At 47.8% G+C, this 15,261-nt stretch carries 12 protein-coding genes; 6 read left to right on the top strand and 6 right to left on the bottom strand.

Going from position 1 to position 15,261, the window contains the following annotated elements:
• Nucleotides 1-118: 118 nt before the first annotated feature.
• Genes PKOR_RS12660 through PKOR_RS12645 form a run of 4 tightly spaced genes read right to left on the bottom strand, consistent with a single transcriptional unit; the run spans nucleotide 119 to nucleotide 2,343 of the window.
• Nucleotides 119-517, bottom strand: coding sequence for a response regulator (locus PKOR_RS12660; RefSeq protein WP_046311194.1), 399 nt, complete (start codon nucleotides 515-517; stop codon nucleotides 119-121).
• Nucleotides 480-1,355: a sensor histidine kinase gene (locus PKOR_RS12655; RefSeq protein ID WP_071843144.1), complete on the bottom strand. Its 876-nt coding sequence runs from the start codon at nucleotides 1,353-1,355 to the stop codon at nucleotides 480-482. The genes PKOR_RS12660 and PKOR_RS12655 overlap by 38 nt, the downstream gene beginning before the upstream one ends.
• On the bottom strand, nucleotides 1,352-2,017 hold the full coding sequence (locus PKOR_RS12650; RefSeq protein ID WP_046311193.1) for a hypothetical protein: 666 nt from the start codon (nucleotides 2,015-2,017) through the stop codon (nucleotides 1,352-1,354). The genes PKOR_RS12655 and PKOR_RS12650 overlap by 4 nt, the downstream gene beginning before the upstream one ends.
• Complete coding sequence (locus PKOR_RS12645) at nucleotides 2,014-2,343, bottom strand: hypothetical protein (RefSeq protein WP_046314434.1); 330 nt, start codon at nucleotides 2,341-2,343, stop codon at nucleotides 2,014-2,016. Before PKOR_RS12645 ends, PKOR_RS12650 begins: the two co-directional genes overlap by 4 nt.
• 226 nt (nucleotides 2,344-2,569) lie before the next feature.
• Here PKOR_RS12645 and trxA point away from each other — a divergent pair, with 226 nt between their 5' ends.
• Nucleotides 2,570-2,875, top strand: a complete 306-nt coding sequence (gene trxA, locus PKOR_RS12640) for a thioredoxin (protein ID WP_046311191.1) — start codon at nucleotides 2,570-2,572, stop codon at nucleotides 2,873-2,875.
• 69 nt (nucleotides 2,876-2,944) lie between these two features.
• Here trxA and PKOR_RS12635 read toward each other — a convergent pair whose 3' ends face one another.
• Nucleotides 2,945-4,339: a sensor histidine kinase gene (locus PKOR_RS12635; RefSeq protein WP_046311190.1), complete on the bottom strand. Its 1,395-nt coding sequence runs from the start codon at nucleotides 4,337-4,339 to the stop codon at nucleotides 2,945-2,947.
• Nucleotides 4,329-5,717: a sigma-54-dependent transcriptional regulator gene (locus tag PKOR_RS12630; protein WP_046311187.1), complete on the bottom strand. Its 1,389-nt coding sequence runs from the start codon at nucleotides 5,715-5,717 to the stop codon at nucleotides 4,329-4,331. The genes PKOR_RS12635 and PKOR_RS12630 overlap by 11 nt, the downstream gene beginning before the upstream one ends.
• A gap of 268 nt (nucleotides 5,718-5,985) precedes the next feature.
• Here PKOR_RS12630 and PKOR_RS12625 point away from each other — a divergent pair, with 268 nt between their 5' ends.
• The 5 genes from PKOR_RS12625 (at nucleotide 5,986) to PKOR_RS12605 (ending at nucleotide 15,216) form a co-directional block, all read left to right on the top strand.
• A complete protein-coding gene (locus PKOR_RS12625; RefSeq protein WP_235336282.1) occupies nucleotides 5,986-7,260 on the top strand; it encodes an efflux RND transporter periplasmic adaptor subunit in 1,275 nt (424 codons plus the stop codon).
• A 109-nt stretch (nucleotides 7,261-7,369) separates the two neighbouring features.
• On the top strand, nucleotides 7,370-8,071 hold the full coding sequence (locus PKOR_RS12620) for an ABC transporter ATP-binding protein (protein ID WP_200897461.1): 702 nt from the start codon (nucleotides 7,370-7,372) through the stop codon (nucleotides 8,069-8,071).
• A gap of 141 nt (nucleotides 8,072-8,212) precedes the next feature.
• Nucleotides 8,213-10,642 carry an ABC transporter permease gene (locus PKOR_RS12615; RefSeq protein ID WP_046311181.1) on the top strand — a complete coding sequence of 810 codons (2,430 nt, stop codon included), beginning with the start codon at nucleotides 8,213-8,215 and terminating at the stop codon, nucleotides 10,640-10,642.
• Nucleotides 10,643-10,668: 26 nt separating this feature from the next.
• Nucleotides 10,669-13,077, top strand: a complete 2,409-nt coding sequence (locus PKOR_RS12610; protein WP_046311180.1) for an ABC transporter permease — start codon at nucleotides 10,669-10,671, stop codon at nucleotides 13,075-13,077.
• Nucleotides 13,078-13,335: 258 nt separating this feature from the next.
• Nucleotides 13,336-15,216 (top strand): M61 family metallopeptidase, encoded by a 1,881-nt coding sequence (locus tag PKOR_RS12605; protein WP_052738841.1) that lies wholly within the window; start codon nucleotides 13,336-13,338, stop codon nucleotides 15,214-15,216.
• Nucleotides 15,217-15,261: the final 45 nt, after the last annotated feature.

Genomic DNA, 15,261 nt, shown 5'->3' with positions numbered 1-15,261 from the left:
ATACTCTTCATATTCAAAAAAGTTTAGTTATATATTAGAAAAATTAAAATGTAAATTAAAGACACAAAAAAACCCGGTGTCATTTTCCGGGCCTGATGCTGAACATCATCTTTTAAATTTACCTTGGAGAGAAATACCCCTTGCCAGCTTTCAAGGCTTGTAATGCCTGCCGTAGCTCATCAGGTTCTGAATTCTTAAGCAGATACCCTTTTACACCCTCCTCCAGCAGGTTGTCTACCAGTGCCTCGTCCCCATAGGTAGACATGATCAGGATGCGGACATCAGGATATTTGGAGAGCAGGTACCGAGAAGTTGCTACTCCGTCCATCTCGGGCATTTCCAGGTCCAGCATCACCACATCGGGCAGGTCGGACTCAATTTTTTCGAGAAGTTCGGCTCCGTTGCTGGCATCCGCCACCAATGTGATTTCATCAAAAGCTTTTAGTAGTTCCAGAACCCCCTTCCGGAACAAGTTGTGGTCATCGGCTATTGCCAATGTTAGAGGCTGATACTCCATGAGTAGTAATAGGGTTATGGTTGTTGGTTGTGTTTTCTAGGTCGGGTGAAGTAATTGGTACTGTTATTTCGGCAGTAGTACCGGCTCCGGGCGCAGATTTAATGCTGATACTTCCATTTAATAGAGCAGCCCGGCTCTGCAGACTCATGATGCCTAGACCACCGGCCATGCCTTTTTCATGTTCCAAGGCTCCTACTTCAAAGCCAATTCCGTTGTCTTTGTAAATAATATGAACCTGCGAAGCTGTGAAGGAAAGAATAACTGTAACTTGGCTAGCCTGCGCATGCTTAAGAGTATTGTTCAGTAGCTCCTGCACCATACGGTACAGCAGCAATTCGTGTTGAGGAGGAAGGCGTATACTCTTATCGTTATAGCTTATCTCCAGCTCTAGTTGCCCGGTAGCCGCCAAAGTACGTCTTAAGGCATCTAGTGCCTGTGCCAGCCCCATCTTCTCCAGCACTACAGGCATCAAATCATGAGAAATCCGGCGTACACTTCCCAGCACCTCATCAAGCTGCTGCTTCATGTTCTGTGCACTGTTCAGTAGCCGCTCATCTTTTACCTCCACATTGCTTACCAGTTGATGCAAATTTAACCTTACTAATGCCAGCATAGCCCCTACCTCGTCGTGTAGGTCGCGGGCCACACGGCGGCGCTCCTCTTCTTGGGCCCTGAAGGTAGCCTCCAGCAACTGTTGCTGTTTGATAGACTGCAACCGTTGCAAGTGCTCCTGGTGCTGCAGCATTCGTCGTTGGTAAAGCACCACGAATGCAATAATACCCACTGCCAAAATCAGCATTACTGGAGTGATCAGTATGAGTGGGTCTAGAACTTTCATGCAAGGGGTGTACGCCTTATTGCCAGCATCAAGGTGATTCTGAATAAAATGTTAAGCACTAGTATAACTGTGATGCACATACGAGCAGAGTCATAAGATTCGGCCAAGGCTGCGTTAAACATGCTGTATGCCATGGAAGTACCAGCCTGGTAAATTATGATGCCACTGCTTAGCAGGAACATTGGGTCCCGGTCCAGGTAAGTGTAATTTACTTCGTTGGCTGTTTGATAAAAGTATAAAACTGCCATGGCTATAAGCAGAACTGCAGCCACTATCCGCGGCGTGGAATTCATTTGGGTCACGTCCTCCCCCCAGAATAAACCCAATATACAAAAGGCACCGAAACCAACAGCAGCAGCTACAACTCCATACTTCAAAGGTTTTTGCTTAAAGCTGACATAGTAAGTTGTGGCTATCAATATAAACTCAATGGGAGTGTCCAAATGATTTATCCACAGGTTATTACTGGTACCCAAGTATATCGTTAGCTCCCCCACTACCTCAGATAAAGCAACGTAGCTAATATAGAGCAATATCAACTTGAACAATAAACTGTTTCGCTTCGTGATGAGGAGGACGCCGGCAAGAAGCGGGATACCTATGCTGATGCTGGATAAACTAATTAACCAAGGATAGATTTCCCTCAAGTAAAACTCCATCATCCGTTTAGCTCGCTCTCTACACAATCCGGAGGGCAGAAGTGGGATTTGTCTGCGATTGTACCCTCTACCATATCCTCGCCCTCGGCGTTGGCTCCCACTAAAATAAGTTGTTTCTGCCCATTCTCGTCCTTGGCATAATACATTCTGATGCCCATGCAGCCATCCTGCTTCAATATTTTCAGCAGAATATCACGGCCAAAGAAATGAGCTTTTATTCTCCCTCCTGCTGTGGCCTCCTCAGCTAAACTATCACGGTATATTTTGGTCCATTTAGCGGCCTGCGATAGTTCTATAGCAGCGCCCTCAGTTCCGTCGTATGTTGGCATAAAAGCTTGTTGGCTAAATTGAAAGACTAAATATAGCGAATATTGCATTTAAACTTTCAACCTGCCGTGCACTATGTTTATGAGGAGCAGAGTTAACAGATATATAACACAACATTTAGCGTTACAGTCTGTTTTGAGGCTAAGAGGCAAATACAAGTTCTCCTGCAACCAATCCAGAAGGATTAAGCGTATTTGAAGATGTACTTGAACTAATAAAACAAAAGCAATGGCAAAGAGATCTTTTCAAGAGCTTATCAATAGCCCAGGGATGCCGGTACTGGTAGACTTTTACGCGGATTGGTGTGGTCCCTGCAAAGCAATGAGTCCAATAGTACAACAAGTAGCCAGCCAGTATAACGGTAAGCTAAAGGTTGTAAAAGTAAATATAGACAACAATCAGGCAGCTGCATCGCAATTTAAGGTACAGGGCGTACCAACTTTTATACTTTTCCATAAAGGAAAGCAGGTGTGGCGTCAGTCTGGAGCTATGCCGGCGCAGCAACTAACGCAGGTTATCCAGCAGTATGTTTAATCCTTACCTAATCGAGTGTTTTTCCACTTTCCTGATTTAAGCACTTATCCAGTTAGCTGTATTCTGCTTTTAATGATCTAATAACACACGTTCGTTTACCCGCTTTAAGCTAAGGCTGAAGGTGGTGAGGCCAGGCTGTGTATGCACCCGGATAGAGCCACCGTGCTGGCGCATAATCTGCTTAGACAGGCTTAGCCCTATACCAGAACCTTGTTTTTTAGTGGTGTAGAACGGAATAAAAATTTTGTCCAGCACTTCATCCGGTATACCAGGGCCATTGTCTGTTACATCGATGCGCAGCCTTTCGCGCTCGCCCTCCGGCACAAAAGCCACAACCTCTACGCAGGGGGCATGCGCGTTTTGGCAAGCCTCCATGCCGTTCTTGATAAGATTGATCAGCACTTGCTCCAGTTGCTCGGCATCGGCCAACACCTCTGTCTTTTCGTCTGGCAGATACATCTTAAAATTAACATGCTGCTCTTCCATCTGATGCTGCAACAGCGTATGCACAGAACGCATCATGTCTACTACCTTCACAGGCCTTAGCTCCGACGATGGTAGTCGCATCAGGCGACGGTAGTTCTTCACGAAGTGAAGCATACCAGCACTGCGCTTCTCTATGGTTCTTAAGCCAGCCTGCATGTCTTCCAATACCTCCTCTTCTATACTTTCACCTTTTGCCAGTTTGGCAATCACCTCTTCCTCCAAAAGGTTGTTTACAGTAGAAGTGAGAGAAACGACCGGGGTAATGGAGTTCATGATTTCATGCGTCAGCACACGAATCACCTTCTGCCATGTTTGTAGCTCCTGCTCCTCTAGCTCCGACTTTATGTTTTGCAGCGTTACAATCTTGATCTGTTTGCCCTGCGAGAGGAGCTCTGTGGCACTGAGATTAAGTAATAGTTCTTCTTCGTTGACCTGTAGCGTAACCAGCCTTTTCTCTTCATGACCTATGCCAAAAAGTGCCTGCACCAGGTCAGGACTCAAACGCTCAAGGGAGTCTATGTGTAGCAGGTGAGGCACCCGCAAAAGAGATTTAGTAACGTTATTAACTAACTGCACTTCCCCCTCCTCATCAAAAGAAAGAATTCCTACTCCCACCTGCTCTACAATGGCCTGCAGGTAATGATAGTGTGCTTGTTTCTCTGTCTTTACACGTGAAAAAGCCTCAGAAATATCATTAAAGCTCTGGTACAGCTCTTGGTAAGAGGGGTTTACGCCTTCGGTAGCAAAGCGCTGTGTAAAATCTGAGTGGCGCATAGCCTGCAGAAAGCTGCTGATATCCCTGTTAGTTCGCTCTACAAAATGAACAAGATCATAGAGCTGGAACAGCACGAGCAGGAATAAGCATAGTGCCGTTACATACCAGTCTGTGCGGTAGAGCACCAGCATAAGCAGCAAAACGATACATACAAGAAGGAAAAGGCGCAGCAGCAGCCTTACCCTGAACCCGCTATAGCCCATGCTTCTCTATTCTGCGGTAAAGGGCGGTGCGCGTAATGCCTAGCTCTTTTGCAGCATGCGTAATATTGCCTGCATGCTTTACAAGCGCCTTTTGTACCATCATCTTCTCTAATGCCTCCAGCGTGTAATCGTTGTCGGCTAGGCTATCCAGCCCAAGCTGTTTTTGCTGACCATCCTCACTTGGTGCAAAGTAGAAATCATCTGGGTGTAATTCGTTGCCATCGCAAAGTATAACGGCACGCTCCATGGCATGATCCAGCTCCCTTATATTGCCAGGCCAATGGTAATCGTTCAGTCGGCGCATTGTTTCGCTATTTAGGCGTAGCTCGGGGCGTTCATACTTCTGCTGGTATACTTTCAGGAAGTGCTCCGCCAACAGCCTGATGTCATCACGTCGCTCACGAAGCGGGGGCAGGTGTATTTCTACTGTATTTACACGGTAAAGCAAATCCTGACGGAAGGTGCCTTCGCGCACCATGTCGTAAAGTGGCATGTTGGTGGCGCAGATAAGCCTGATATCGATAGGGCGTGGTTTATTAGTACCTAACCGGATGACCTGTCTGCTTTGCAATACTGTAAGAAGCTTTGCCTGCAGCGCAAGCGACAGGTTACCTATCTCATCCAGAAAAAGTGTACCACCTGAAGCAGCCTCAAGCCTTCCGGCCCGGTCTTCTTTGGCATCTGTAAAAGAGCCTTTAGCGTGCCCAAAGAGTTCACTTTCAAACAAGGTAGTGCTTACAGCTCCCAAGTCTACAATTTCGAACACGTTATTCGCTCGTTTCGACTTGCGGTGCAAAGCACGCGCTGCTACCTCCTTACCTGTTCCGTTCTCGCCGAGTATAAGCACATTGGCATCGGTACCTGCTACTTTATCTATTGTCTGGTACACGCGCTGCATAGCCGGCGATACACCTATAAAGCCATCGTAGTGGTAAGCGGTATTTTCCCGCACGGCTTTCTCGGCACATCGTTTACCGTTAACGGAGGCGCTGCGGTTCTGGCAGGCAGTTTTAAGTATAGCCACTAACTTCTCGTTCTGCCAAGGTTTCAGCACAAAGTCTGTGGCACCCTCTTTCAGCGCACGCACAGCTAGTTCAATGTCGCCGTAGGCCGTCATCAGGATAACTGTAGTCTTGGGAGAGAGCTGCAGGATCTGCTTTAGCCAATGGAGCCCTTCTTTACTGGAGGTGGCTCCGATGCTATAATTCATGTCCAGCAGCACCACATCAAAGTTGTGCTCCTGCAGCAGGCTTGGTATTTTATATGGGTCAGATGTTGTTTTGACTACTTCAAAGTGCTGCTTTAGTAACAGCTTTCCGGCCATCAATATGTCTTCCTCATCATCTACCACCAGTACCTTGCAAGAGACCTTACTCATAGATTTATATGTGTGCTAAGTGCTGTTATATATGTAAAAGTACGTTTTTTCTGTGCAATATGCCATGTTGCCTGCTAAGTATAAAGCCCACACCACAAAGTTCCTGCTCTGTAAGTGTTCGCTGTTCGCTACAGGACACTCAGGTGTACGGAACCGGACAGTATACATATAGCTACAGATATACTATACACTTAAATAACTGTAAATCAATCAATTATTAATTATGGCACAGTAATTGGCAAAGCGGATAATGAAACTATGAAATACTGTGCTCACGACCAAATCTACTACTATGGATCGCGTAATTGAAAAGAAAAAAGCAACGCCTAAGAAAATTATACTGATTGCAGCCGGTGCATTGGGCCTCGTGCTGGTGCTTTACAACCTGCTGTTTGCCGAACACAGCTCCAAGCTTAATGTAGACAGCAAGCGCATAACAGTCGGTCAGGTAAGCGAAGGCACATTTCAGGAATTTATTGCGATTGATGGTGCCGTAGAACCGCTCAAAACATTCTACCTGGATATTACAGAGGGAGGTCGTGTTGAGAAAATCTATACCGATGATGGCCGCATGGTAGAAAAAGGCGATACAATTCTGAAGCTGTCTAACACCACGCTACAGATCGACTTCATGACGCGCGAGACACAGCTTTACGACCTGATGAACGAGCGCCAGAACTCAGAGATTACCATGAAGCAGGACCTGATCCGCAAAGAAAACGACCTGGCTGAGATAAAATACCAACTGGCACTGGCCCAGCGCAAGTATGAGCGCAACAAAATGCTGATCGAAGAGAAGGTAATTTCCCGTGAAGAATATGAATCTGCAAAAGACGAGTATGACTACCTAAATACACGCAAAACGCTGGCTGAACGCTCGGTAAAGCAGGATGCTCAGTTAATGAACGACCGCCTGAAGCAGCTGGATGAGTCTATACGCCGTATGGAAGCTAACATTGGCATGGCTCGCAACACACTTAACAACCTGTATGTAACAGCACCTTTCGCAGGCCAGCTTTCAACTCTAAAAGCTGAGGTTGGTGAGTCTAAAGCTCCAGGCGAAAACATCGGTCAAATTGATGACATGGACGGCTATAAAGTGAAGGCCAACATAGATGAGCATTACATCTCTAAAGTATACCCAGGCCTGAAAGGCACCTTCGACTTCAACGGCAATACTTATAAAGTAGCTATAACCAAGGTTTTCCCGGAAGTACAGAACAATACATTCCAGGTGGATATGGAGTTTGCAGAAGGCACTCCGGAAGGTATACGCCGCGGCCAAACACTGCAGATAAAGCTTAACCTGAACGACGGAGCCAAGGCTGTACTTTTACCGAGAGGCGGCTTCTACCAGAGCACCGGAGGTAACTGGGTGTTTGTAGTGAACCAAGCAAGCGGCAATGCAGAGAAACGCAGAATTAAACTAGGACGCCAGAACCCGAACTATTACGAGGTGCTGGAAGGCCTGCAGCCAGGCGAGAAAGTAGTTCTTTCTTCATACGACAGCTACGGTGACATAGACCAGCTGGAACTGAAGTAAGACACTACGAAAAAGTAGGAAAGAATAAGTAAGTCTAAACTGCCAAAAAGGTACAAAATAAAACTATCCACCATTTTCAACAGCAAGAACCATGAGCACGCAAGAACTGATTATCGACACACAAAACCTGCAGAAAAAGTACATAACAGATACTGTAGAAACTACTGCCCTGGCTGGGGTAGACCTGAAAATTAAACGCGGCGAGTTTGTGGCCATTATGGGTCCATCAGGCTGCGGCAAGTCTACACTGCTCAACATCCTGGGTATGTTGGACAGCCCTTCTTCAGGTAGCTTTAAGTTCTTGGGTCAGGAGGTAGCAAATGTGTCGGAGCGCCAGCGGGCTAAACTTCGCAAAGAGAACCTGGGCTTCGTGTTCCAGAGCTTTAACCTGATTGATGAGCTAACGGTAGAGGAGAACATTGCACTACCACTTGCTTACCTAGGTTACTCAAAGTCTGAAACTGAGAAGCGTACATTGCAGGCTATGGAGCGCATGGGAATCGCACACCGCCGCAACCACTTCCCGCAGCAGTTGTCGGGTGGCCAGCAGCAGCGTGCCGCCATTGCCAGAGCCGTTGTTTCAGAGCCAGCCCTTATACTTGCCGACGAACCTACCGGTAACTTGGACTCAGTACATGGCCGTGAGGTAATGCAGTTGCTTTCTGAGCTGAACGATGCCGGAACTACTGTGGTAATGGTAACACACTCCCCTACCGACGCAGAGTACGCACACCGCATCGTGAACCTCTTCGACGGCCAGATCGTGACCGAAAACCTGAACGTAAAGCGCCATGCAGCAGAGTTGCTGTAAGGAGTTTACTTACATCGAGATTAAGTTTAAAGTGCTGTTTGTTGTTAAAGAGGCGTGAGCTTTCGCGCCTCTCAGCAACCTACTCAGATGTAAAAATCCTGCTGCTTTCCTTATAAGCCATACCACTACACGGATAAGACTATGCTAAAAAATTACTTAAAGGTTGCCCTACGTAATCTTGCCCGCAACAAGGTATACTCTGCTATAAACATTGGTGGTTTGGCTATCGGGATAGCCGCCTGTATGCTCATCTTTCTTTATGTAAAGGATGAGCTTAGCTATGACCGTCACCACTCGAAAGCAGACCGCATTTACCGTGTAACCCGCGACTTTCTGTCCGATGATGGCTCTGTTAGCCTTCACCTGGCACGCGTGGCTCCTCCTTTTGGCCCGCTGCTACAGCAGGACTTTCCTGAAATTGAGCGTATTGCCCGCACCCTGCATACTGTCCTGACAGTGGAGGATGCAGAGAAGCAAAAAACCTTTCGTGAAGAGGGCATCTTCTTTGCCGAGCCTGCTTTTGCAGACATCTTTGACATCAACATGCTGAAAGGCAGTGCCCACAAAGCCCTTCAGGAGCCTTACTCAATCCTGCTTAGCGATAAAATGGCGGAGAAGTACTATCCGTATGAGGAGGCCGTAGGAAAGGTTCTTAGACTGAATGAGACACTAACGTTTAAGGTTTCAGCCGTATTTAAGTCTTTTCCGGAGAACTCGCACATGCATCCAGATTTTCTCGCCTCTTTCTCTACCCTAAACGACACCACAGTGTATGGCGCAGAGGCCCTGAAAACAAACTATGGCAACAATTCATTTCCCACATACCTGCTTCTGCAGTCGGATGAGCAAACAAAGAGCTTGCAGGCACAACTTCCAGCTTTCCTGGATCGCCACCTCAGTGCCACAGACCATGCGCGAAGCCACAAACCGTCTGAGTTTACGAACTTATACTTGCAAAAGCTGACAGACATCCATCTGAAATCTAACCTGGATTCTGAACTGGAGGTAAATGGCGACATAGACAGCATCATGGTACTAGGCGCTGTAGCCATTGTCATACTTCTGATTGCCAGCATCAACTATGTAAACCTAAGTACAGCCCGCTCTACCAGCCGGGCGAAGGAGGTAGGTGTGCGTAAGGTGATTGGCGCTGCCAAACATAACCTGGTGCTTCAGTTTCTGCTGGAGTCTGTTTTGATCACCACCATTGCCACCATCTTGGCACTTGGTATTACGGAGCTTGCCCTACCTTGGCTAAACGAATTCACAGGTAAAAACATCACGACGGCGCTTCTATCTGACAAGTGGGTGCTACTCCTTGTTCTTGCTCTTCCTCTTGTGGTGGGGGTATTGGCCGGCTTGTATCCAGCATTTTACTTGTCTCACTTCCAGGCTGCCACAGTGCTGAAGGGTTCCCTGAGCAGTAGCTCTAAAAACCCGATGCTGCGCAAAACGCTGGTAGTGCTGCAGTTCTCTATTTCTACTGTGCTGATCATTGCCACTGGTATTATTTACCAACAGCTGATGTACATGCAGCAGAAAGACCTTGGTTTCGATTCAGATCAGCTGGTGGTTCTGCCTAACAGCAGCAGCCTGACGCCAAAGTATGAGGCTTTCAAAGCTGAGCTGATGAAATCATCCGCTATACAGGGTGCAGGCAGGTCTTTACTGGTGCCTACCGACCAGTTACTGAACTCCATGGGTGCCCAGGTAAGCAAGGGCGGAAGTATGGCCCCTACCTCGACTACGATAAAGTATGTTGCTGTAGACCACGACATGCTGGATGTGTATAAGGTAAAGATGGCAGCTGGTCGTAACTTCGACCGCAAGTTTGCCAGCGACGACACGGCCGCATACATTGTTAACGAGGCTGCCGCACGCATGATAGGTTGGCACGACCCAAACATGGCCATAGGCCAAACCTTAAGCTATGGCGGTAACAACGGTCGCATTATTGGGGTAGCACAGGACTTTCACTTCGAGTCGCTGCACAAGGAGATTTCCCCAATGGTGTTCATGATCTCAAACTCGCAAGGCTATAGTAACATTTCTGTAAAAGTAGCGGGTGATACCAAAGAGGCACTTGCTCATATCGAAGAGACATGGCAGGAGTTCCTACCTAAAGTACCGTTCTCATACCAGTTTATGGATGATCTTTATGAGAAGAGTTATCAGGATGAGGCAAAGAAAGGACAGATATTCACCATATTCTCCTGCATTGCCATAGTAATCGCCTGCCTTGGCCTGTTTGGTTTAGCCTCCTTCACAACCGTACAGCGCACAAAGGAAATTGGGGTACGAAAAGTTTTTGGGGCCTCAGTGTCAGGTATAGTGGCACTTATCTCCAAAGACTTTCTTAAGCTGGTGTTGTTTGCTAACCTGCTTGCGTGGCCTATTGCCTGGTATGCCATGCGCAAATGGCTCTCCGATTTTGCCTACCGCATCGACATCAGCACCGATATTTTTTTATTGGCCACATTGGTTGCGTTTGCTGTGGCGATGGTTACCGTAAGTTACCAGGCCATAAAAGCTGCATCGTCTAACCCTGTAGATGCGCTACGAACAGAATAAAACGACCTTATTCAGAAACTGAAATCATGTTTAGCAACTACCTTACCGTCATGCTCAGGAACCTTGTCCGAAACAAGGTATACTCAGCCATAAACATAGTAGGTCTGGCCATTGGGGTGGCTTCTTGTATCCTTATATTTCTGTATGTACAGGATGAACTAAGCTATGAGAACCACTTTAGCAACAAGAATCGCATTGTGCGCCTTGTAGGGGAGGTAGTGTTTGAGGGGCACAAGGACCAGTTTGCTGTAACGCCTCCGCCACTGGCTCCTGCCACGCGTGAGTTCTCGGATATAGAGGCTGTGACACAGTTCCACAATGCCGGCAAACAAACGATCTGGTACAACGATCGGACTTTCTCAGAAGAGGATCTTCTATTCGCTGACAGTGCTTTCTTCCAAATTTTCGACTATGAGCTTTTAGCTGGCAACCCTGCTACTGCCCTGGATGCCCCAAGAACCATTGTATTGACAGAGGCGCTTGCAGAAAAAATATTCGGAGGCTATGAGCAGGCCATGGGAGAAACTCTTAAGTTTAGCCGCGATTCGTATACGGTTACTGGTGTATACCGCGACCCAGGACACTCCCACATCAAAGCGTCAGGTCTTCTTTCCCGTGCCACAATTGATGCACCTACCAGTGCAGAAGAGCGCAACAACCAGTGGTTTAACATGAACAGCTATACCTATGTGCTGCTGCGCCATGAAGATCAGGTGCCGGCACTGCAGAAACAGGTAGATGCCCTGGCGGCAAACCGCATAAACCCCTGGATCAAGGAAAACCAGCTTAACGCCCACATGAACCTGTTCGTGCAGCCCTTGCAGGACATCCACTTCGACAAGCGTTTTAACCATGATCTAACTCCTCAGGGAAACATCTCATACGTTTACATTTTTGGGGCTGTGGCTGTATTCCTGCTCCTGATAGCAAGTATAAACTACATGAACCTGGCCACCGCCCGGTCTGCCAAGCGAGCCAAAGAGGTAGGGTTGCGCAAAGTGGTAGGTGCTGATCGCAGCCAGATTATCCGCCAATTCCTGGGCGAGTCGGTTATGCTAACGCTTATAGCCGTACTGTTGGCGCTGGCCTTGGTACAGATTTTTATACCTAGTTTTAACAACCTTACCGAGAAGAATTTTACCTCCTACTTTTTCCTGCAGTGGCAGTTTCTGGGTGTGTTGCTGGCTATCATACTATTGGTAGGTGTGGTGGCAGGAAGCTATCCGGCCTTTTTCTTGTCGGGCTTCAATCCTGCTGATGTACTTAAATCAGACAAGCAGCCCAAAGGTGGCAGTGCTACCCTGCGTCAGGCGTTGGTGGTAGTGCAGTTCAGCATTTCCCTGATCATGATTATCGGCACCATTGTGGTGTTTGCCCAGATGCACTTCCTGAAAAACTCGGAGCTTGGCTTTAGCAAAGAGCAGGTAATGGTCATTGATGTGCCCGGTGGGGATTCTACGCTGGTGCAACGTCTCCCTATTATCAAACAGAAGTTGCTGCAGAACCCTAATGTGCTGCAGGTGTCTAACTCTTACAGTATACCGGCAGAAACAACAAGTCGCACCCTGATGCTGGTGGAGCAAGGCGATAAAATGGTTGAAAAGACAATCGATATCATTGCCGTGGACTATGACTTTATCCCCCTGATGGGTATAGAACTGCAGGCTGGCCGTAACTTCTCCCGCGACATGAAAACGGATCAACGAGAGGGCATCATCATTAACGAAGCGGCTGCTAAATGGCTTGGCTGGAGCGACTCCATTGGCAAGAAGGTAAAAACCGGCGAAGAAAGCGTTACCGGTGCAGGCGCCAGAATTATAGGTGTTGTGAAAGACTTTCATATAAGTTCTCTGCATACCGATGTACAGCCTTTGGCCATACGTCTTATTCCACAGTCGCCTGGCTATCTGATGGCCCGCATTTCGCCAGAGAACCAGGCCAGCACTATAAGCTTTGTAGAAGAGCAGTGGCGCATGTTTGATCAGAAGCACCCAATGGAATATTTCTTCATGGATGAATTCTTCGACCGCCAGTATCAGGCTGAGGAGAAGATGCTGACCGTGTTTGGCTATTTCGCTGGCCTTACCATATTAATTGCCTGCCTTGGCTTGTTCGGCCTGGCCTCGTTCACAGCAGAGCAGCGCACCAAGGAGATCGGCATTCGAAAGGTGTTGGGGTCCTCCACCGGCAACATCGTGCTGCTGCTCTCTAAGGACTTCGCCGCCTTGGTATTAATAGCCATTGTGCTGGCAAGCCCGGTGGCCTGGTACGGCATGAGCCAGTGGCTGCAGGACTTCGCCTACCGCATTGACCTGAGCTGGTGGATCTTCGCCCTGGCGGGTACGCTGGCCCTGGTCATCGCCCTGGCAACGGTGAGCTTCCAGGCCGTGAAAGCCGCCCTGCTGGACCCGGTGAAGGCTATCCGGACGCAATAGGTCGAAGTAACTAATTGTAAAAGAAAGTTTGTTGTTTGTTTATGGTGAGAACCCCGGCAAGTGCGGTAAGGCCTGCCGCAGCCGGGGAAATCCCTCTAACAACTTTTAATACAGGCAATCATTTAAGGGGCAACTGCATCTGTTATTCAGGCAAGTTGTCTTCCCTAAATCGCCTGGTCTACGAAAAAAGCCAGTTCGTCTAATAAAGCTATCCTTTATAACTCGTAAGAGTTATATTGATAGAAACAGAACATAAACATGCTGAAAAAAACATTTACCGCTCTTACACTATGCCTTGGCCTGAGTATGGCCACACTGGCTGGCAGCGAACCGCAAAATAATTCTGCCCAAAAGTATAACGTAACCGTGGACCTGACTAACGTGCAAAACGACCGGGTACAGGTAACTGTGCAGGCACCTGCCATCAAACAGAGCGAGATCATCTACAACATGCCTAAAATCGTACCGGGCACTTACTCTGTTTCAGATTTTGGCAAGTTTGTAAGCAATTTCAAAGCCTATGCCCAAAATGGAGATACTCTGGATGTAGAGAAGCTGGATACCAACCGCTGGAGAATTAAAAATGCGCAAAGGCTTAGCCGGATTACATACTGGGTTGATGACACGTTTGACGCTGCCAAACGAGAAGATGTGGTGTTTGAACCAGGAGGAACCAACATTGAGGAGGGAAAGAACTTTCTGCTAAACACGTTTGGCTTTGTAGGCTACTTCGATGGCATGAAACAGGTGCCCTACCAACTGAACATTACTAAACCGCAGGGCTTCTATGGCTCTACACCACTAAAGGCAGTTGTTTCTAACGACTCTCTAGATACTTATGAGCTGCCAAACTATGTGGACCTGGCCGATTCGCCACTCATGTACAACGTCCCAGATACGACTGTACTTAAAGTGGGAGAAGCAGATGTGCTGGTGTCGGTATACTCTCCATCAGGTCGTGTAACCTCCGGCCCTATAGCCAGCAACGTTAAAAGTATATTGGAGGCACAGCGAAGCTATCTCGGAGGCACGCTACCTGTAGACAAGTATGCCTTCCTGATCTACGTACCGGAGCGTGTGGGTAAATCAGGATCCTTTGGAGCGCTGGAGCACTCTTACTCTTCTGTATACTTTCTGCCGGAAATGCCCGAGGAGCAATTTAGCTCCACTATCCGCGATGTAGCCGCGCACGAGTTTTTCCATATTGTAACGCCACTGAACATACATTCTGAGGAGATCGGCAACTTCGACTTTATCAACCCTAAAATGTCGAAGCACCTGTGGCTGTACGAAGGTGTAACAGAGTATTTTGCCACGCACGTGCAAGTATATGAGAACCTGTACGACCTGGAGACCTTCCTTGACAAGATACGCGATTATATCATCACGTCTAAGACTTATTACAACGATGGCCTTCCTTTTACCGAGATGAGCGCGCTGGTACTGGACAAGTATGAGAAAGAGTATGGTAACGTGTATCAGAAAGGTGCGCTGATCGGTATGGTGCTGGATGTGCGCCTGCGAGAACTCAGCCAAGGCAAGTATGGCCTACGCGACTTAATGCTGGAGCTCTCCAAGACCTACGGTAAGAACAACGCCTTTAAGGACGAAGAGCTTTTTGATAAGATCACAGAGCTGACTTACCCTGAGATCAGGGACTTTTTTGCAAGATATGTAGAAGGTGCAGAGCCGCTTCCGCTGGAAGAAACTTTCCGCAAAGTAGGTATACTGTACCAGCCTACTGGCACGCAGCAGATTATATCTTACGGCGACTTTGCGCCGGGTTTTGATGAGGAGACAGGCAAAATCAAAGTAGCCGACACTGCCGATTTGGATGCGTTTGGACACAAGATGGGATTTCAGACAGGCGATCTGCTGTTGGCCTTTAACGGCACAGAGATTTCCCCTGCCAACATCCGCCAGCTAATCGGAGAAGAGCTACAAAGTATGGAGCCCGGCGATAAACTCACCTTTACTGTAGGGCGCCGAAACGAAAAAGGCGAAATAAAAGAGAAAAAGCTGAAAGGCAGAGCCACAGCAGTGAAACGCGAGCAGCTGCATCTGCTAAAACCGGACCCCTCGGCCACGCCGGAGCAATTGCTACTACGCAATGCCTGGCTCGGAATGGATGGTGCCTAGGCTATACTATAGTTTAGATCATTGCACTTAGTATAAAATAAAACT

Origin of the sequence: Pontibacter korlensis (genome assembly GCF_000973725.1) — a bacterium.
GTDB lineage: Bacteria > Bacteroidota > Bacteroidia > Cytophagales > Hymenobacteraceae > Pontibacter > Pontibacter korlensis.
This window is presented reverse-complemented; position numbering and strand designations above follow the sequence as displayed.